A 19,414-nucleotide genomic window follows, 5' to 3' on the forward strand; every position below is an offset into this window, starting at 1 on the left:
TTTATTTTTTGTTTCTTTTTTTGTGTTCAGCGTTTTATCAGCGCGTTGTCCGGTTTTTTATGTACAAAGGCACATAGGGCATGGTTTTCCGGTGGTCTTCTTTTTTATGGCTAAGGAAAAAATTGGGTGATTTCGTGTATTAATGAGGTTTTATGTTTGATGAAAAATCATGTTGTAGCTTCAAAAGAACCTTTGAGGTGCTTCTTCGGTAGTAAGTTTAAGAAAATCACTCCCTTATATATAGGTAGAGGTTTTCTGTATGCTTCACAGCTTACGGAAAAACTCTGACTATTAAGCAGAGGGCTAGCTACAAGAGTGTGTTTTTGAAGAATTGAAACGTCAGCTTAATAAAACAAGTAATCTCATGATTACAAATTAATAATTTTGAATCTTTCTTTTAATGCACAGCAACCTGTCTTATCCCCTTTTCATTTTAAACACACTAAACTAAAACTCCAAAATCGACAATACTCCTTCTTTTCGAAGATGGTTTTTATCCAGTTATAACTTTCTAAAGTTTTTGCCTATATACAAAATACTGATTAACAAAAGTCAGTTTCCACATTTATATCACCAACTAATACACTTACATAAACCACAAAATATAGTTTTTCTAGACATTTAAAAGGTTTGAAATTTTTTAATAAACTACTACTACAACATGGAGTAATTTGGATGCAACGTGACTCCTAAAAGAAATATAAAATTAGATGTTAAAAAAGCACTATATATACATAACCCAAATAGGAATATCTAGTCCTGCCTTAAAAAAGAATCTTACTTTAGCAATTACATCTCTGCTATCAAAATAAGATTACAACCTCTTTATTAATTCATAAAAATCACTCACTGCTACTATATCACTTTTACATAATACCAAGCTATTTAACACCCCTCCCCTGAAGCACGACCGAATCCACTAAATCAACTCGATAATAATAAAGAGTTTTAAATGTCCAAAATTGCACAGTTAATAATAATGGTGAGTAATTAGGAACATAATATCACCAGAACCACCTTAAATTGTCGTAGTTACTTGAGCTATTTGCCCTAATAAAATAGTTGTTGCAGAACTTCCTAAATAAACCATATTTTGAAATTCAGTCATCAATTTTAAATTCGCTCCTTCTAAACCAAACCTTACCCTAATATTTTCCGCTTCAATAATTCCACGCTTAACTAGTCCGATATAAAAAATGTCTAAAATCTACTAATTCAATGATTTTACATCCTAATCAAATTATTGCTTAATCAATAAAAGTGTTTCTTCTAAAAGGGTATCTCTTCCTTTAAGGATATCAGTTTGATTTCTATAAATTTCTATATCAGGTTCCACACCCACTTTTTGAATATTTAATCTATCCGCAGTTGAAACACCTATTCCAGTAAAAAACACTTCAACCTTTCCAGGCAACTGTAATTTTGTAATTAATCCAAAAGCTCCTGCTGTGGAGGTTCCTATCAATTTAACCCTGTCGCTACCTTTTAATAATAGCGCCAAAAACTCACCTTGCCCTCGAGTTTTTTCATTAACTAGAACATAGATATTACCAGTAAAAGAGTTCTTTGCATTCTTATTCTCATGCATCTTCTTTCTTTCAATAAAACTTCCTACAGCTTTTGAATTAGGCTCTATCATTTGTGCAAAAACCTTATTTTTCAATACTAAATAATCCGCTAAATTATTTCCTGAAGGAACTTCGTAAGAACGCAAGTCAATTATAAGATTATTTAAATTCTTGAAATCTCTTTGCATAGGTACTTGATCTCTTTTCAAGAAACGTCCAACATCTATATACCCAACAGAACTATCCAAAATTTTCCAAGGTAAATTCTCATTATAATCACTATCGGGAAAAAACTCAGTAACTAAATATCTAGGTGTCACAAATGATAATGTATCAATATTTCTAAGCACTGTTACTTCCATATTACCAGAACTTCCATTTAACAATGTTGTTGCTAAAGAATTGTTTTTAGTTCTTTCATTCGATGATGAAATCACCCCTTCTTTATCCTCAACAAGTTCATCTATTTTCTTACCATCAATAGCTAATATTTCATCACCAGATAAAACCCTAGAAACACTAGACAAACTATCTATCTCCATTCTATCTACCATCCATTTATCTTCTATTTTAACAATTGAAAAAGAAGGTCTATAATCTCCGATTCTTTTCTTTAGTAGCTCAGAAGCAACAAAAGCATTGCTATCTTCTAAAAACCTAGTCATTAAAATAATGGCATATTGATATCCAAAATCTGTTGTAGAAGAAATAAACAAAGGTATCATCTGAGGTAAAACAACATCCCATTTATCCGTCATCAAACTTTTATAAGGATAAAAATAGTTTATAACGTTCCAAAATCGCGCTAAAGCTAATAATCTTCGCTCTTTATTTGGTAATGGATCGAAAGAAACTACACGCTCATTTTTAAATAATGGCAACTGAGTGTCTTTATAAAACTGTACATAGTAATTCTTATCCAAACTTCTATTGGTTCTAATAAAATCAAGCCTTTTCAAAATTAAAGGACTCAGTTCGGTACCTTTCCATAATTCCTCATAATTAATATTATTAGAGGTTTCTTGCGTTACTATAGTTTTACAAGCATCGCACAACTTTACAGTTCCTAAACTATTTAAGAGTTCTAAGTAAGCCTTATTAATTTCTTCTTCTGTTCTTAATCCATCCAGAACTTGTAGATGGGAAACAAAAACTCCATCCCAATCTGTTACACCAGCAGCCACACGAGGGTGATTATATTTTAGAAAACCCCATACTTTAACCCATGTCTCAATCTTCTGTTGTTCAGCAATTTGAGACCATGAAAAATTAGTTATAAATAGAAATATTAATAAAAATTTAGATTTCATCTGTTTCGATTGTATTTATTAGAATTTTAGTAAAACTATCTTTAAAAAAAACGACAATTTGAGGAATTTATTTCAATTAGTATTATGATTAATCAATTTTAACCTTAAATCTACTCAAGTATCTTGCAGTAGTTTGTTCACTACCGTTATACCTGAATTAAATCATCTTAGCAACCAAACATTAGAAATATTGAATATCAATATTAACGAACATAAAAACAAATTCAAGCAAAAAAAGCCTCGGTATATACCGAGGCTTTTATGCATTATAAATCAAACTTGACAATCTCTCTAAAAACTCTAGCTATTTAATTAATTTATATTCGAACTTTGGATATCCACGTTCTCCTTTTTCATTTAAAAATGTCAACATACGCATCTTATAGTAATTCCCTTTAGCGTCTTTAATAACGTAATAAACATTATTAAATAATTTTTTACCATCAGCGACCTCTCTCCACGAACTACCAATCGTTCTCAAATCAAATTCAAATAAAGATTCATTTATGTCTTTAATACCAAATTGATCATACGACTTATTCTTATTTTGATTACTATCTATCAAATAAGCCTTTACGCCACCATATCTATTATTGCTTATAAAATCAGAATAACCATATGATCCTGCATCATTTATATTCGTAAATACCGTAAAATTCAAATCCCATTTACTTTTCGCAGGTTCTATTTTCAATACCTCTTCCGTATTAAAACTGAAAAACTGAAAGTTATATGCATTATTCTTAGTAATTAAAACCTCTTTATGAGTACTAGCATTCACATCTGCATATTGAAGTAAATAATCATTATCTCTCTTAAGTACTCTGATTTTCTTCCATCCTCTAGATTTCCCAGAAACATTTACACTCCCAACAAACGGTTCTTCCACTGGAATATCAAAACCAAGATTTACTAAATACACTTTATTTTCCACATCATTTTCACTAACTTCTGCAATTGCAGTTTGAGCTAATTCTCCAGATGGATGGTCAATATATTTTACATTTATTGGATCAAAGGTTCCTATTGCAACATCCTTTTCTAAATTCGAAACGTCTGATTTTTCAACCAAATCAATATTCGTAAAATTCAACTCAGCTACCGCCATATATATAGAACCATTTAACTTCACTCTATTATCATCTCCAGAATAAAATGCTAAATCCCAATCATCTCTTTGAATTTCAGTAGTGTTTTTTGAACTTAGTTCAACATAAACTTGATTTTGTTCTCTTGCTCCACCAATATTAGGAGCTATTACTCCACCTAACGAAGCATCAAAACTAACCATCATGACACTGTATCCTTGTATCGAACTGAAGTCAAGATAATCAATAGATGTGATTTCAAACTGAACTGTTTTATCGTCTCGGTCAAAAGGGTATATTAAATTTTTAAATAAAATTTCAGTTCCTTTACTACCCTTTATAATTGGAAGTTTAATTTCTTGATTAACTATCTCAGGAATAGTTGTATAATCTATACCTTCTTTAGCATTTCTTTCATTAATCTTTACAGTTAGCGTTCCATCAGCCAAAGCAATTTCAGAATATAATATTTCGATTTTATAATCATCTGATATCTGAGAATAACTAGCTGATTCTTCAGCAAAAGCAGCAACGAAATATTTTTGATACTCGTTCCCTGACTTTGAATCTTTCTCACAACTTATCCAAAGTATAGACATCAAAATAACAAAACCTATATAATGTACCTTTTTCATCTAACTAAAAATTAAAATTGTATTGTACTTTAAAAAAAGCACTTGTTCCATAGGACAATAGCATTCCACTTGCCCCTCCTGTATCATGAACACCAGGCTGATCTACTGAAGATTCCAATTCTTTAATATTAAACAAGTTTCTTACCCCAAGTGTTAAGTTAAGCTTATTATCCATAAATGGTTGACGAATTGTAAAATCAAGCCATGAATAAGCTTCAGATTTTCCTTTTATATAATACTGCCCTTTAATATCATCAATTAATAAATACCTATATTCAGCACCTGTATATTTATAGAACAAAGAAAAATTTGTTTTCGCTTTTTTCAATTTATAACTAACACTTGCATTAAATTGAGGAGTAAAGAAAAAAGCATCTGTTTCTTTAGGCGCTTTAAACATCTCTGTAGAATAAGCAGCATAAGTAAACCCCAATCCAACATTCAGATTATCCCAAGTTATCTGACTCAAATATGTAAGTCCTAAATTTCTATATCTATCGACATTCTCATATCCGAATCTCTTTGGAGAACGACTAATCTCTATCAATTCTATTTTATTTGAAACATCCATCCATCTTGCAGTAAAATTATTTTCAATCTCAAAATCTTCATCAATAGTAAAAATCTTTTTTAAATTGACAAATACTGTTTTCCCTTTCTCAGGTTTTAAATTCGGATTACCTTGTAGGTCATGATTGACATCAACAAAATAAGTGTAAAGTTCCTCGTAATTTGGTAGTCGAGGAGCCATACCAAAGGTAGCACGTAATTCATATCCTTTTGGAAATACATACTTCGCCATAAACGTATAAGCATGATGAGCATTGACAACATTGGATGTCATTATTCTATAACCTGGTCTCAACATTAATCGAGGAGTTAATTTAATTTCTGACGAGATATAAGCATCATAACTCCCTAACCTTCTAGAAATAGGTTCACTAGTAACTAAATTTCCCTCCATTGAAGAAAAACCGTTTATATCACTTATTTGATACCCAACCTGAAAATCAAAAACATCGTTGTTGATAAAATTACTAAAAGTTCCTCGAGAATAAAATCCGTCTTGACTTAGAGTCGTATAATGCTTCTGATTTGTCTTCTCATCATATTTAATATAATAATTATAGGAATTCACATCACGATCCTGCTTTTGATATGAAAATGTAACATCAAAATCTAATAGCTCCTTTAATCTACCAGAAGCGTTTAACATGTGGAAATAACGATTACTCGTAACTATTTTATCATTTGCATATGGGTTACTATCACCGAAAATTGGATTAGAGTTCCTTTCAACATCTTTATTATAATCTTTAATACGTTCATTAAAATGCTCGAACTTATAATAAACTCTATAATGATAATTATAATAATTCAATAAGCCTTTAAGACTATTTTGGTTCTTAGGCAACCAACTATGACCTCTTAAATCTTCTTCACCAAAATAATCTTTCCCTTTTCTGTCATCCCAAAAACCTTTAAAGTCATTGTGCATAAAGCTTACGCTCGCATAAATATTGTCGTTGAACTTATGACCAACCTTCAACGACTGTATGTGCTTTCCTTTATTACTAAAGTCATACTCACTCCCAACAGTCTCTTCTTGAATATATGGAGATATCTCCCATTTATAATCACTACTCTTCTTAGTAATTATATTGATAATCCCAGAAACTGCATTAGCACCATAATCAACCCCCATGGCTCCTTCAACAATTTCAATTCTAGAAATGTCTTCTAAATTTATTTGAGTTAAATCCGTATTGTTCCCAAACCCTTCATCATTAATTATAGGGACATTATCAACTAATACAGTAAAGTATTGAGCATCTAATCCGAATATTTTTGCCCCAGATTTACCTGTTGAGGCATTTGGAGTAATATTGATATTTAAAACCTGATTTAAAACATCGGCTAAATTACTACCTCCTTGGCTTTCAATTTGATCCCTATTAATAACTCTAACATTATGGATAGATTTATCGATAGACTGTGGATTAAATTGTCCAGAAATTACTATTTCCTCTAACTTATCTGGTGAAGACGCAATTGAATCTTGAACCTGAGCCCGTAATAGACCCGTTATTAAAGTACAAAAACCAAGAGCAATTGTTGTCTTTCTTCTCATTATTCGCTTACTAATTTATTTAGACTCATTCTCGATTGCAAATATATAAATTATTGTTATTTAAAATTGTTTTAAATAACAATAATTTTAAATAAAAAAGCGAAGTCGGGTTTTAACTTCGCTTTTATCTTTTTCTTTATATTTCTCTTGGTAAAAATACTTCAGCCATCATACACCTAGCGCTCCCTCCTCCACATGCTTCTATCGTATCCAAACTACTAAAAAGAATTTTTGAGTGTTTTTCTAATGTGTTTATCTGATCAGCAGTAAGAGATTTATAGGCTGCAGTACTCATTACTAAATATTTTTCATTGTCTTCACCACGAACTTGAAGCATATTACCAGCAAAATTATTCACTTGTTCTTCAGTAATTAATACAATCTCTTTACCAGACTCTTTAAGATGTTTCAGTACCAATTTAGCCTCTTGCTTATCATCTATAGAATCAATACAAATAACGGCAAATGTTTCTCCCAAACACATCATAACATTAGTATGATAGATATGTTTTCTCTCCCCATTAACAGTGTGAAATGCCTCAAATATTATCGGATCCATTTCAAAATCTTCACAAAACTCAATAACCAACTCCTCTTCAGCCCTTGGAGAAAGAGCGCAATAAGCTTTGCCATTTGCTCTATCTAAAAGCAAATTCCCAGTTCCTTCCAAAAATATATCATCCTCTTCAGCAGAAGTATAGTCCATTATATCATTAACTACAAACCCTTCATCTTCCAAAATATCTAAAATATCCTCTCTTCGTTCCAATCTTCTGTTTTCAGCAAACATCGGATACAAAACTACATCTCCAGATTCATGAAATGAAATCCAATTATTCGGAAAAATACTATCGGGAGTATCTGGTTCAAGTGTATCTTCTACAACTATAACGTTTACTCCAACACCTCGCAATTTTTCAACGAAAACATCGAACTCGGTTTGCGCTTTCTCATTCACTGTTTCAGGAGTCGTATTCTCTAAAATCTTCTGGTAATAATTATTCACTGCCGTTTGCTCATTCATTCTAAAAGCTACTGGACGTATCATCAAAATTGTATTCGTAGTCTGATTCATTTTCATCTTTTATTTAATCGCGTATTAATGGTAATGTTGAACAACGTAATAATCCTTCCTGTTTAGCAATTTCTTTATAAGAAATTTCTTCAACAACAAAATCATTACTCCTAAGCCAGTTATTAAGTCTCTTGAAACTTCTTTCAGAAACAACTACATTAGTATCTATTGAAAAGATGTTAGAATTCATATTATACATCTCCTCACGTTCTATATGAAATAAATTTTCCTTACCAAATAGCTTTACCAAGTACATATAATCTGATTCCTCTCTAAAACCACTTTTATAAATAATCCCCTTACTAGATCCTACAGGTTGAAAACAACAATCTAAATGCAAGGCATTATCCCTAGGCTCAATTTTAGATTTAACCAAATCAAATTCTTTTACTATTTTATTAGGAAACATTTCTTTAATAAACTCAACCCCCTCCATATTTGTTCTCGCAGTTATATAATCCTTATAATCGCTTCCTTTATATGTTCCTATAAAAACATGATCATTCCACAACATCACATCACCTCCTTCAATATGAACATTTACAGGAGCTGAAATAATATTGTGAGGATTAATTTGCTGTAAGACATAATCTATAGCAGGTAACTCACGATCGCGATCTGGCAGAATATTTGCTTTAACAAATTTGTCATCAATTACAAATCCAATATCTCTCGTGAAAATCTGATTATAATCTTTAATTACTTCTGGCCTAAAGACTTCAACATTATATTTCTTAAAAACATTATGAAATCCCTCCATTTCAGCGACCATATCAATTTCTAACGGATAAGTTCCCGCAATTATATGCTCCAATGATTTAGGATCATAGGCTTCTTCAATTGTAGGTGTCGGTCCGTTACTTTGGGCAGTTCCTAAGACCACAGCCCGCAACCGTGAAGTCTCATCGTTTACGTTTAGTTTTAACATCATCTTGAATTTCCACAAATATAGCAAAAACCCTTATTATAACCCAGATACGTAACAGATAAGCATAAAAAAAGGTCGCTTTACAAGCGACCTTTTTTTATATTCTATTATCTCTTCTCCATTGGAACAAACTCCCTTAAAGGAGCCCCAACATAAAGTTGACGTGGTCTTCCAATTGGTTCTTTATTAATTCTCATCTCCTTCCATTGTGCTATCCAACCTGGTAAACGTCCAATAGCAAACATTACTGTAAACATTTCAGTAGGTATACCTAATGCACGATAAATAATTCCAGAATAGAAATCAACATTCGGGTATAAATGTCTATCAACAAAATATTTATCTTCAAGAGCTTTAGCCTCTAGTTCTTTTGCTATTGCCAATACTGGGTCATCAACACCTAATTTAGACAATACTTCATTTGCTGCTTTCTTAATAATACGAGCTCGCGGATCAAAGTTTTTATAAACTCTGTGTCCGAATCCCATAAGACGGAAGGGATCATTTTTATCTTTAGCTTTCTCAATAAACTTAGTTACATCACCACCATCTTTCTGAATCTCCTCAAGCATTTCTAATACTGCTTGATTCGCTCCACCATGTAAAGGGCCCCAAAGTGCTGACACTCCAGCAGAAATTGAAGCAAACAACCCAGCATGAGACGAACCAACCATTCGAACTGTTGAAGTTGAACAATTTTGTTCATGATCAGCATGTAAAATAAACAACTTATCAATAGCATTACGAACAACCGGATCTAAATCATATGGTTCAGTAGGTAAAGTAAACATCATTCTCATGAAGCTATCTACATACGGTTGTGTATTATCATAGTAATTTAAAGGCAATCCTTTTGCTTTTCTGTAAGTCCACGTTGCTATCACTAAAAATTTAGCCATAGTTTTACATACCGCTTCATACATATCCTTTTCACACTCGGCATCTACGACTTTTGGATTAAAAGCAGTTAACGCGCTCGTCAAAGAAGACAAAACTCCCATTGGATGGGCCGTTTTAGGAAATCCATCAATGATTCCTTTCATCTCTTCGTTTACAATTGAGTATTTTCGAATGTCATTCTCGAATTTTACGATTTGATCATTTGATGGTAATTCTCCAAAAATAATTAGATAAGCGACTTCTAAAAAATTTGAATGCTCAGCCAATTGCTCTATCGAATATCCTCTATATCTTAATATTCCTTGCTCACCGTCAAGGAATGTGATAGCACTTTGGCATGAACCCGAATTTTTATAACCTGGATCTAAGGTTATAGCACCAGTTAAGGCACGTAATTTCAAAATATCAATGGCAACTTCATTTTCTGTCCCAATTAACACTGGAAACTCATGCTTCTGACCATCTAACTCTATGTAAGCTGTTTTAGACATATATATGATGATTTTGTTTTATATAATTTTGTTGTTTGCGAATTTAATAAATCACTTATTATTTATAAAGGAAATATAGTAATTATTATAACTGTGTACAAGTTAAAAAACCGTAACCTAAAAGCATATTTTCAGATCATTATATTAATCTAAAAAAACTTTAGTCATTAATACTGAACACTACATCTCAGACCTCTATGAAGGGGTTAATTTACGAACTTTAATCGAAATTATTGAAATAAATTACGCTTTTTAACTAAAAAAGCTCAACAGAATTGTCGAGCTTTTAACTTATCTATAACTAGGAATTACTTACCAACTTTAAACGCTTTATTTTGAGGATAGTAAGCAACATCACCAAGCTCCTCTTCAATTCTTAACAATTGATTATACTTGGCCATTCTATCAGATCTTGAAGCAGATCCCGTTTTAATCTGACCACAATTTAATGCCACAGCTAAATCAGCTATCGTACTATCTTCTGTTTCACCAGATCTATGAGACATCACAGAAGTAAATCCAGCATTATGTGCCATATTAACTGCCGCAATAGTCTCCGTTAACGTACCAATTTGATTAACCTTTATTAAAATAGAATTACCTATCTTTTCCTGAACTCCTCTTTTTAATCTTTCCACATTAGTAACAAATAAATCATCACCAACTAACTGAACCTTATCTCCTATTTTATCTGTTAAATACTTCCATCCATCCCAATCATCCTCATACATTCCATCTTCAATCGAAATAATAGGATACTTAGAAGCCAATTCAGCTAAATAATCAGCTTGCTCTTCAGATGTTCTAATTTTACCCTCTGCCCCTTCAAATTTGGTATAATCATATTTTCCGTTTACATAAAACTCAGAAGCAGCACAATCTAAAGCTATTAAAATTTCATCACCAAAAGTATAACCTGCGTTCTCAACAGCCGTTTTTATAGAATCCAAAGCATCTTCTGTACCCTCCAAAGAAGGAGCAAAACCTCCCTCATCTCCCACTGCAGTACTTAACCCTCTTTCATGTAAAACCTTTTTCAAATTATGAAAGATCTCAGTTCCCATTTGCATTGCTTCTGTGAAGTTCTTAGCCTTAACAGGCATAATCATGAATTCCTGAAATGCAATAGGAGCGTCAGAATGCGAACCTCCATTTATTATATTCATCATTGGAACAGGTAAAGTATTAGCAGAAACTCCTCCAATATACCTATATAACGGTAAATTCAACTCACTTGCAGCAGCCCTAGCAACAGCTAGAGAAACACCCAATATAGCATTAGCACCTAACTTTGCTTTATTAGCTGTCCCATCAACCTCTATCATTATTTGGTCAATTGCATTTTGCTCAAACACATTCATACCTACGACATGCTCAGCAATTATAGTATTTACATTCTCTACTGCTTTTAAGACTCCTTTACCCATAAAAGCCTTTCCTCCATCACGAAGCTCTACTGCTTCATGCTCTCCAGTAGAAGCACCAGAGGGAACTGCTGCACGACCAATATATCCGTTTTCCGTAATTACATCAACCTCCACAGTAGGATTACCTCTAGAATCTAGAATCTGACGTGCATGAATTTTTACAATTGTACTCATGATATTATTTAGTGTATTGTTAAATTTTTGAATATTGCAAATTTACCAAATTTAATAACATTTAAAAATCGCTTTTAAGGAAATTAAAACATAAAATCACGACAGCCAAATAAATAAAAAAGAGACTTAGGTAAAACCTAAATCTCTTTTAACTATATATCAATATGATCTAATCAAAACAACCTAATTAGTTCTTAGATTTATATTTTTCCATATTCACCACAAACTCATCGAATAAATACCTAGAATCATGTGGACCAGGACTAGATTCAGGATGATATTGAACAGAGAAAACATCTTTATCCTTCATACGAATACCAGCAACCGTACCATCATTTAAATGTAAATGTGAAATTTCCAATCTATTATGATTCTCCACCTCTTCTTTATTCACAGCAAAACCATGATTTTGAGAAGTTATTTCACCTCTATTTGTCGCAACATTCAACACAGGATGATTAGATCCTCTATGACCAGTAAACATTTTATATGTTGAAACACCTTGAGACATAGCAATAAGCTGATGCCCCAAACAGATACCAAATACTGGCAATCCAGAATCAACGACTTCAGAAACCACACCTTTAACCTCTTTCAATGGATCAGGATCCCCAGGACCATTCGACAAGAAGATACCATCAGGCTCAAAAGACATTAAATCTTTAAATGAACTATCGTAAGGAAACACTTTTACATAACAATCACGCTCATCAAAACATCTCAAAATATTAGTTTTAATTCCCAAATCTAATGCTGATATTTTATACTTCGCATTGGCATTACCAAAGAAATAAGGTTCTTTAGTAGAAACTTTAGAAGCTAATTCCAATCCCTCCATAGAAGGAACATCCTTCAACCGCGCTTTCAATTCAGCTACAGGAGTACCATCAGTAGAAATAACAGCATTCATAGCTCCATTGTCCCTAATATACCCTGTCAATGCGCGAGTATCAACATCAGAAATAGCAACAATGTTGGCTTTCTCAAAATAAGTTAGCAGATTAGAAGTTGAATTTGGTCGAGAATGCGTAAAACTAAAATTACGACAAACCAAACCAGCTATTTTTATTCCATCAGAATCAACCTCTTCTTCATTAACACCGTAATTCCCAATATGTGGATTAGTAGCTAACATTATTTGACCAAAATAAGAAGGATCCGTAAAAACTTCTTGATATCCCGTCATACCAGTATTAAAACAGATTTCACCAAATGTAGTCCCTTTAATACCAATTGACTTTCCATAAAAAACAGCACCATCATTTAGAACTAGTACCGCCTTATCTCTATTCTTATATTCCATTATATGTAGTATTGTACCTGCAAAAGTAAACAAATAAGTAATTAAAAAGCATAAAAAAAGGACACTCTTTAAAGAATGTCCTTTATAAAATATTAATGTTTTACAAATTTAAATTTGTAAAAATTAAGCATTGTTCTCAGTTTCAGAAGTTGTTTCAGTAGCTTCTACTTCCGTAGTAGCCGCATCCGCTTTTTTACTCCTACCTCTACGAGTAGTAGCTTTTTTAACTTCTTTTTGATTAGGGTTGTAAATTTCATTAAAATCTACAAGCTCAATCATCGCCATATCAGCGTTATCCCCTAAACGGTTTCCTAACTTAATGATACGAGTATATCCTCCTGGACGATCACCAACTTTCTGAGCAACTTCTCTGAAAAGTTCTGTAACTGCCTCTTTACTTCTCAAATATGAAAAAACAACACGACGATTGTGAGTGTCATCAGTTTTTGATTTAGTAATTAGTGGCTCGATATATTGTTTTAAAGCCTTAGCTTTAGCAACTGTAGTATTGATGCGCTTATGCTCGATCAATGAACAAGCCATATTCGACAACATAGAATGTCTATGAGCCGATTTTCTGCTTAAGTGATTGAATTTTTTTCCGTGTCTCATTACTTTCTAGAATTTAGACTTTAAAAGCCTAGATTATTCTTTATCTAATTTATATTTTGAAAGATCCATACCGAAATTTAATCCTTTTCCCGCAACAAGTTCTTCTAATTCAGAAAGCGATTTTTTACCGAAATTTCTAAACTTCATTAAATCATTTTTGTTGTAAGAAACTAAATCTCCCAATGAATCTACTTCAGCCGCTTTCAAACAATTCAAAGCTCTAACAGAAAGGTCTAAATCAACCAATTTTGTTTTAAGAAGCTGTCTCATATGTAGAGATTCCTCATCATATGTTTCAGTTTGAGCTATTTCATCGGCCTCTAAAGTAATTCTCTCGTCAGAGAACAGCATAAAATGATGTATCAAAGTTTTTGCTGCCTCAGTAAGTGCGTCTTTTGGATGAATTGACCCGTCAGTTACGATATCAAAAACCAACTTCTCGTAGTCAGTTTTCTGCTCTACACGAAAGTTTTCAATAGCATATTTAACGTTCTTCACAGGAGTATAAATCGAATCTGTAAAGATAGTTCCTATAGGTGCATTAGGTTTTCTATTCTCCTCTGCTGGTACATATCCTCTTCCTTTTTCAATAGTAATGTCCATATTGATAGTAACTCCACTATCTAAATTACATACAACTAAATCAGGATTAAGAACTTGGAAACCAGAAATAGATTTTTGAAAATCTCCTGCTGTTAATTGTTCCTTACCAGAAAAATTAATTGAAACAGTTTCATTTTCTAAATCTTCTATTTGGCGTTTAAAACGAACTTGTTTAAGATTAAGGATAATTTCCGTAACATCCTCAACAACACCAGAAATAGTAGAAAACTCATGATCAACACCTTCGATACGAACTGATGTAATTGCAAAACCTTCTAACGAAGACAGAAGTACTCTTCTTAATGCATTACCTATTGTCAATCCATATCCCGGTTCTAAAGGTCTAAATTCGAATTTACCCTTAAAATCGGTCGAATCAATCATGATAACTTTATCGGGCTTTTGAAAATTAAATATTGCCATATTTGTTTCGACTGAATGTCAATTATTATTTGTTATACAACTCTACGATTAACTGTTCTTTGATGTTCTCTGGAACTTGAAGTCTTTGTGGAATAGCAACAAAATTACCTTCCATAGTTTCTCCATTCCAAGTGATCCATTCATAAACAGCACTAGAATTAGATAACGAATTCACAATAACTTCTAGAGATTTTGATTTTTCACGAACAGCAACTTTATCACCTGCTTTTAATTGGTATGAAGGTATATTTACTAATTCCCCATTAACAGTAATATGTCTGTGAGAAACTATCTGACGAGCTGCTCTTCTTGATGGAGCAATACCCATTCTGTACACAACATTATCCAATCTTGCTTCACAAAGTTGAATCAAAACCTCACCTGTAACTCCACGAGCTGCAGCTGCTTTTTTGTATATGTTTCTGAATTGTTTTTCTAAAATACCGTAAGTATATTTAGCTTTTTGTTTTTCCATCAACTGAATAGCATACTCAGATTTTTTACCTCTTCTTTTTGCTAAACCATGTTGACCTGGAGGATAATTTCTTTTTTCAAAAGATTTATCTTCTCCGAAAATTGCTTCGCCAAATTTACGAGCAATTTTAGTTTGTGGACCAGTATATCTTGCCATTTTCTAAAAAAATTAAAAAGGTAGGGATTATGAATTCAGGTCTCTTTCCTCCGATAATCTATTCCTACCTTATGTTATACTATATTATAATTAAACTCTTCTTCGTTTTGGAGGACGACACCCATTATGCGGCATTGGAGTAATGTCAATAATTTCTGTTACTTCAATCCCTCCGTTATGAAGTGATCTAATAGCAGATTCTCTACCATTACCAGGTCCTTTAACGTAAACTTTTACTTTTTTAAGACCTGCCTCAATTGCAACTTTACTACAATCTTCAGCAGCCATTTGCGCAGCATATGGAGTGTTCTTTTTAGAACCTCTAAAACCCATTTTACCAGCAGATGACCAAGAAATTACTTCACCTTTCTTATTCGTAAGAGAAATAATAATATTGTTAAACGTCGCGCTAATATGAGCTTCACCTGTTGATTCAACAAGTACTTTACGTTTTTTTGTATTCGCTTTAGCCATATTATAACTAATTATTTAGTTGCTTTTTTCTTGTTAGCAACAGTTTTTCTTTTACCTTTTCTAGTTCTAGAGTTGTTCTTAGTTCTTTGACCTCTTAATGGAAGACCTGATCTATGACGGATTCCTCTGTAGCATCCGATATCCATTAAACGTTTAATGTTTAATGAAACTTCAGAACGCAATTCTCCTTCTATCTTATAGAAAGAAACAGCTTCACGAATAGCTCCAATTTCCTCATCATTCCAGTCTTGAACTTTTTTATCTTCGCTAACATTAGCTTTCTCAAGCACTGCTTTAGCTCTGCTTGCACCTACTCCGAAGATATAAGTCAAAGCAATAACTCCTCTTTTGTGTTTAGGTATGTCTACCCCTGCGATTCTTGCCATAATTATCCTTGTCTTTGTTTAAATCTAGGATTCTTTTTATTAACAACGTAAAGTATTCCTTTTCTACGTACTATAATGCACTCGGCACTTCTTTTTTTAACTGATGCTCTTACTTTCATTTTAATAGCTTTAGTATCTATAAGTAATTCTTGCTTTGGTCAAATCATAAGGGCTCATTTCCAATTTAACTCGGTCCCCAGGTAACAACTTAATGTAATGCATACGCATTTTACCTGAAATATGAGCAATCACGATATGTCCATTTTCTAATTCTACACGAAACATAGCATTTGATAATGCTTCAATAATTGCTCCGTCTTGCTCTATTGCTGATTGTTTTGCCATAAAAACTAAGCTAATGCTTTTCTATTTTTACCACTTGTCATCATACTGTCGTATTGTTTATTCAACAAATATGCATTTACTTGTTGGATTGTATCGATTGCAACACTCACCATAATCAATAGGGATGTTCCGCCATAGAACATTGCCCAACCTTGCTGAACGCCTAATAAACTCACAACGATAGCTGGGAACACAGCAATCAATGCAAGAAACAAAGACCCAGGAAAAGTGATCAATGACATTATCTTATCCAAGTATTCAGAAGTGTCACTTCCAGGACGAATCCCAGGAATAAAACCTCCACTACGCTTCAAATCATCTGCCATCTTATTGGTAGGTACTGTAATTGCGGTGTAAAAGTACGTAAAAATTACGATTAACAAAGCAAAAAGTAAATTATACTGCCATCCGAATACATTGTGAAATGTTGAACTGATCGATTGAGCAGTATCAGATGTAGATAATCCAGCTACTGCAGCAGGCACAAACATAATCGCTTGAGCGAAAATAATCGGCATTACTCCAGAAGCATTTAACTTCAATGGAATCCATTGTCGATTTCCACCTAACATGGATTGATCGTAGGTCCCTGAAGCACTTCTTCTTGCATATTGAACTGGAATTCTTCGTATTGCTAGTGTTAAAAATATACAAGCAACAATGATTAACAACCAAATAATTACTTCGATAACCATTAACATTACTCCTCCATTGTTATCAGTTGTTCTAGATTGGAATTCTTGAATGAAAGACATAGGTAGTCTCGCAATAATACCAACCATAATTAACAATGAAATTCCGTTTCCAATACCTTTATCAGTGATCTTTTCACCTAACCACATTGCAAAAATTGTTCCGGTAACTAATATAATTACTGAAGAAAACAAGAATGAGAAAGAACTGAAACCTAACAAAAACGCATCAGGAGGAAGCTGTACATATAAGTTATAAATATAACTTGGCCCCTGTAACAAGGTTATCCCGATAGTTAACCATCGAGTAATTTGATTCATTTTCTTTCTACCGCTTTCTCCATCGCTTTGTAGCTTTTGCAAATACGGAACCGCAATTCCCATTAACTGAACTACGATAGAAGCAGAAATATAAGGCATGATACCTAATGCAAATACAGATGCTTGTGCAAATGCACCACCTGTAAATACGTTAATCAACCAACCAATTCCTTGGTCCGTTTGATCTGTTAAAGCTTGTAATTTCGTCGCATCAATACCTGGAAGCGTTACTTGTGTACCGAAACGGTACACAACTAACAACCCTAAAGTAATTAAAACTTTATTCTTTAATTCTTCAATTTTCCAAATATTGGCTAGTGTTTCAAAAAACTTTTTCATCTTGCTCGTTAAGATTTATAGGATTACAACTTCACCTCCAGCAGCTTCTATAGCTTCTTTAGCTGATGCTGAAAATTTGTGAGCAGATACTTTTAATTTAGCCTTAATTTCTCCACGACCTAAAACCTTAACCACACTATTCTTAGAAGCTAATCCTAAATCAACAAACTGAGCAAAGTCAATTGTATCAGTAACAACACCAGTATCTACTAGTATTTGTAACTTCTCCAAGTTGACAACTTCATACTCTATTCTGTTAATGTTTTTAAAACCATACTTAGGAACACGTCTTTGAAGAGGCATCTGCCCACCTTCAAACCCTAGTTTCCTAGAATATCCAGATCTCGATTTAGCTCCCTTGTGTCCTCTTGTAGAAGTTCCTCCTTTTCCAGAACCTTCACCACGACCAACTCTTTTGCTTTGGTGGTGTACTGAACCGCTTGCTGGTTGTAAATTACTTAAATTCATACTTTACAAAATTATTTAATTTCTTCTACAGAAACTAAGTGTTGCACTTTATTTACCATTCCCAAAATAGCTCCTGTAGCATCATGCTCAACTACCTGACCTAATTTGCGAAGTCCTAAAGCCTCTAACGTTCTCTTCTGTGGAAGAGGACAGTTAATTTGGCTTCTTACTTGTTTTACTTTAATTTTTGACATAATACTCAAAATTAACCTTTAAATACTTTTTCTAAAGAAATCCCTCTTTGTTTTGCAACTGTAGAAGCACTTCTTAAACGTAACAAAGCATCGAAAGTAGCTTTAACCACATTGTGAGGGTTCGAAGAACCTTGTGATTTTGACAAAACGTCACTAATTCCAACAGACTCTACTACAGCTCTCACAGAACCACCAGCAATTACACCGGTACCCAAAGATGCAGGCATTAAAAATACACGTGCACCACTGAATTTTCCTTTTTGTTCATGCGGAATTGTATGCCCATTCAAAGGAACTCTAATCAAGTTTTTCTTAGCATCCTCTACAGCTTTTGCAATAGATTCAGAAACATCCTTAGATTTACCTAAACCATGACCCACTACACCGTTCTCGTCACCTACTACTACTACAGCAGAAAAACCAAATGCTCTTCCTCCTTTAGTAACTTTAGTAACACGATTTACACTAACCAAACGGTCTTTTAAATCAAGACCACTTGGTTTCACAAATTCTACGTTTTTATAATTTTGATACATAACTAATTAGAATTTTAATCCAGCTTCTCTAGCACCTTCTGCTAATGATTTAACACGTCCGTGATATAAGTAACCATTTCTATCAAAAGATACAGTTTCAATCCCAGCCTTCAAAGCCTTCTCTGCAATTAGTTTTCCAACCGATGCAGCAGTTTCAATATTGGTACCTCTTGTTATACCAGCTTCTCTTGAAGATGCAGCTGTTAGAGTTACTCCGTTCACATCATCTATGATTTGTGCATAGATTTCTTTATTACTTCTGAATACAGAAAGTCTTGGTCTAGCAGCAGTTCCGCTTACAATCTTTCTGACTCTGAACTTTATACGTTGTCTTCTTTCAGATTTTGTTAATGACATAGT

Annotated in this window: 20 protein-coding genes; all 20 read right to left on the bottom strand. The window is 33.1% G+C overall.

Translation table 11 applies throughout. The annotated features are described in order from the left end of the window. Positions 1-1,240: 1,240 nt before the first annotated feature. Positions 1,241-2,878: a S41 family peptidase gene (locus BM024_RS01970; RefSeq protein WP_090677787.1), complete on the bottom strand. Its 1,638-nt coding sequence runs from the start codon at positions 2,876-2,878 to the stop codon at positions 1,241-1,243. A gap of 304 nt (positions 2,879-3,182) precedes the next feature. Continuing rightward, positions 3,183-4,601: an HmuY family protein gene (locus BM024_RS01975; RefSeq protein WP_090677788.1), complete on the bottom strand. Its 1,419-nt coding sequence runs from the start codon at positions 4,599-4,601 to the stop codon at positions 3,183-3,185. Between the two features lie 4 nt (positions 4,602-4,605). Next, positions 4,606-6,732: a TonB-dependent receptor plug domain-containing protein gene (locus BM024_RS01980; RefSeq protein WP_090677789.1), complete on the bottom strand. Its 2,127-nt coding sequence runs from the start codon at positions 6,730-6,732 to the stop codon at positions 4,606-4,608. 136 nt (positions 6,733-6,868) lie between these two features. After that, positions 6,869-7,807 (bottom strand): citrulline utilization hydrolase CtlX, encoded by a 939-nt coding sequence (gene ctlX / locus BM024_RS01985; protein WP_090678081.1) that lies wholly within the window; start codon positions 7,805-7,807, stop codon positions 6,869-6,871. Between the two features lie 13 nt (positions 7,808-7,820). Beyond that, positions 7,821-8,735: a dimethylarginine dimethylaminohydrolase family protein gene (locus tag BM024_RS01990; RefSeq protein WP_090678082.1), complete on the bottom strand. Its 915-nt coding sequence runs from the start codon at positions 8,733-8,735 to the stop codon at positions 7,821-7,823. A 107-nt stretch (positions 8,736-8,842) separates the two neighbouring features. Further along, positions 8,843-10,126, bottom strand: coding sequence for a citrate synthase (locus BM024_RS01995; protein ID WP_090677790.1), 1,284 nt, complete (start codon positions 10,124-10,126; stop codon positions 8,843-8,845). A 308-nt stretch (positions 10,127-10,434) separates the two neighbouring features. Next, positions 10,435-11,727 carry a phosphopyruvate hydratase gene (gene eno / locus BM024_RS02000; protein WP_090677791.1) on the bottom strand — a complete coding sequence of 431 codons (1,293 nt, stop codon included), beginning with the start codon at positions 11,725-11,727 and terminating at the stop codon, positions 10,435-10,437. A gap of 187 nt (positions 11,728-11,914) precedes the next feature. Continuing rightward, complete coding sequence (gene carA, locus BM024_RS02005) at positions 11,915-13,030, bottom strand: glutamine-hydrolyzing carbamoyl-phosphate synthase small subunit (protein ID WP_090677792.1); 1,116 nt, start codon at positions 13,028-13,030, stop codon at positions 11,915-11,917. A gap of 123 nt (positions 13,031-13,153) precedes the next feature. Then, positions 13,154-13,642: a 50S ribosomal protein L17 gene (gene rplQ / locus BM024_RS02010; protein WP_090677793.1), complete on the bottom strand. Its 489-nt coding sequence runs from the start codon at positions 13,640-13,642 to the stop codon at positions 13,154-13,156. Between the two features lie 33 nt (positions 13,643-13,675). Then, positions 13,676-14,668, bottom strand: a complete 993-nt coding sequence (locus tag BM024_RS02015; RefSeq protein WP_090677794.1) for a DNA-directed RNA polymerase subunit alpha — start codon at positions 14,666-14,668, stop codon at positions 13,676-13,678. A gap of 25 nt (positions 14,669-14,693) precedes the next feature. Then, positions 14,694-15,299, bottom strand: coding sequence for a 30S ribosomal protein S4 (gene rpsD, locus BM024_RS02020; protein WP_090677795.1), 606 nt, complete (start codon positions 15,297-15,299; stop codon positions 14,694-14,696). A 90-nt stretch (positions 15,300-15,389) separates the two neighbouring features. Next, the gene (gene rpsK, locus BM024_RS02025; RefSeq protein WP_090677796.1) at positions 15,390-15,773 is read right to left on the bottom strand and encodes a 30S ribosomal protein S11; all 384 of its coding nucleotides are present in this window, start codon (positions 15,771-15,773) and stop codon (positions 15,390-15,392) included. Between the two features lie 11 nt (positions 15,774-15,784). After that, the gene (gene rpsM / locus BM024_RS02030; protein ID WP_090677797.1) at positions 15,785-16,159 is read right to left on the bottom strand and encodes a 30S ribosomal protein S13; all 375 of its coding nucleotides are present in this window, start codon (positions 16,157-16,159) and stop codon (positions 15,785-15,787) included. Positions 16,160-16,161: 2 nt separating this feature from the next. Beyond that, a complete protein-coding gene (gene rpmJ, locus BM024_RS02035) occupies positions 16,162-16,278 on the bottom strand; it encodes a 50S ribosomal protein L36 (RefSeq protein WP_090677798.1) in 117 nt (38 codons plus the stop codon). 10 nt (positions 16,279-16,288) lie between these two features. After that, on the bottom strand, positions 16,289-16,504 hold the full coding sequence (gene infA, locus BM024_RS02040; RefSeq protein WP_090677799.1) for a translation initiation factor IF-1: 216 nt from the start codon (positions 16,502-16,504) through the stop codon (positions 16,289-16,291). Between the two features lie 5 nt (positions 16,505-16,509). After that, the gene (gene secY / locus BM024_RS02045) at positions 16,510-17,856 is read right to left on the bottom strand and encodes a preprotein translocase subunit SecY (RefSeq protein ID WP_090677800.1); all 1,347 of its coding nucleotides are present in this window, start codon (positions 17,854-17,856) and stop codon (positions 16,510-16,512) included. Positions 17,857-17,871: 15 nt separating this feature from the next. Then, positions 17,872-18,324, bottom strand: a complete 453-nt coding sequence (gene rplO, locus BM024_RS02050; RefSeq protein ID WP_090677801.1) for a 50S ribosomal protein L15 — start codon at positions 18,322-18,324, stop codon at positions 17,872-17,874. 11 nt (positions 18,325-18,335) lie between these two features. Continuing rightward, complete coding sequence (gene rpmD / locus BM024_RS02055; RefSeq protein WP_090677802.1) at positions 18,336-18,518, bottom strand: 50S ribosomal protein L30; 183 nt, start codon at positions 18,516-18,518, stop codon at positions 18,336-18,338. Between the two features lie 11 nt (positions 18,519-18,529). Next, positions 18,530-19,054, bottom strand: coding sequence for a 30S ribosomal protein S5 (rpsE, locus tag BM024_RS02060; protein WP_090677803.1), 525 nt, complete (start codon positions 19,052-19,054; stop codon positions 18,530-18,532). A 6-nt stretch (positions 19,055-19,060) separates the two neighbouring features. Next, positions 19,061-19,411, bottom strand: coding sequence for a 50S ribosomal protein L18 (gene rplR, locus BM024_RS02065; protein WP_090677804.1), 351 nt, complete (start codon positions 19,409-19,411; stop codon positions 19,061-19,063). Positions 19,412-19,414: the final 3 nt, after the last annotated feature.

Source organism: Myroides guanonis (genome assembly GCF_900114085.1).
GTDB classification, from domain to species: Bacteria; Bacteroidota; Bacteroidia; order Flavobacteriales; family Flavobacteriaceae; genus Flavobacterium; species Flavobacterium guanonis.

What these genes read in the sequence shown, in the direction of transcription:
- BM024_RS01970 (WP_090677787.1), bottom strand. Translation starts at nt 2,878, where the DNA reads ATGAAATCTAAATTTTTATTAATATTTCTATTTATAACTAATTTTTCA.
- BM024_RS01975 (WP_090677788.1), bottom strand. Translation starts at nt 4,601, where the DNA reads ATGAAAAAGGTACATTATATAGGTTTTGTTATTTTGATGTCTATACTT.
- BM024_RS01980 (WP_090677789.1), bottom strand. Translation starts at nt 6,732, where the DNA reads ATGAGAAGAAAGACAACAATTGCTCTTGGTTTTTGTACTTTAATAACG.
- ctlX (WP_090678081.1), bottom strand. Translation starts at nt 7,807, where the DNA reads ATGAATCAGACTACGAATACAATTTTGATGATACGTCCAGTAGCTTTT.
- BM024_RS01990 (WP_090678082.1), bottom strand. Translation starts at nt 8,735, where the DNA reads ATGTTAAAACTAAACGTAAACGATGAGACTTCACGGTTGCGGGCTGTG.
- BM024_RS01995 (WP_090677790.1), bottom strand. Translation starts at nt 10,126, where the DNA reads ATGTCTAAAACAGCTTACATAGAGTTAGATGGTCAGAAGCATGAGTTT.
- eno (WP_090677791.1), bottom strand. Translation starts at nt 11,727, where the DNA reads ATGAGTACAATTGTAAAAATTCATGCACGTCAGATTCTAGATTCTAGA.
- carA (WP_090677792.1), bottom strand. Translation starts at nt 13,030, where the DNA reads ATGGAATATAAGAATAGAGATAAGGCGGTACTAGTTCTAAATGATGGT.
- rplQ (WP_090677793.1), bottom strand. Translation starts at nt 13,642, where the DNA reads ATGAGACACGGAAAAAAATTCAATCACTTAAGCAGAAAATCGGCTCAT.
- BM024_RS02015 (WP_090677794.1), bottom strand. Translation starts at nt 14,668, where the DNA reads ATGGCAATATTTAATTTTCAAAAGCCCGATAAAGTTATCATGATTGAT.
- rpsD (WP_090677795.1), bottom strand. Translation starts at nt 15,299, where the DNA reads ATGGCAAGATATACTGGTCCACAAACTAAAATTGCTCGTAAATTTGGC.
- rpsK (WP_090677796.1), bottom strand. Translation starts at nt 15,773, where the DNA reads ATGGCTAAAGCGAATACAAAAAAACGTAAAGTACTTGTTGAATCAACA.
- rpsM (WP_090677797.1), bottom strand. Translation starts at nt 16,159, where the DNA reads ATGGCAAGAATCGCAGGGGTAGACATACCTAAACACAAAAGAGGAGTT.
- rpmJ (WP_090677798.1), bottom strand. Translation starts at nt 16,278, where the DNA reads ATGAAAGTAAGAGCATCAGTTAAAAAAAGAAGTGCCGAGTGCATTATA.
- infA (WP_090677799.1), bottom strand. Translation starts at nt 16,504, where the DNA reads ATGGCAAAACAATCAGCAATAGAGCAAGACGGAGCAATTATTGAAGCA.
- secY (WP_090677800.1), bottom strand. Translation starts at nt 17,856, where the DNA reads ATGAAAAAGTTTTTTGAAACACTAGCCAATATTTGGAAAATTGAAGAA.
- rplO (WP_090677801.1), bottom strand. Translation starts at nt 18,324, where the DNA reads ATGAATTTAAGTAATTTACAACCAGCAAGCGGTTCAGTACACCACCAA.
- rpmD (WP_090677802.1), bottom strand. Translation starts at nt 18,518, where the DNA reads ATGTCAAAAATTAAAGTAAAACAAGTAAGAAGCCAAATTAACTGTCCT.
- rpsE (WP_090677803.1), bottom strand. Translation starts at nt 19,054, where the DNA reads ATGTATCAAAATTATAAAAACGTAGAATTTGTGAAACCAAGTGGTCTT.
- rplR (WP_090677804.1), bottom strand. Translation starts at nt 19,411, where the DNA reads ATGTCATTAACAAAATCTGAAAGAAGACAACGTATAAAGTTCAGAGTC.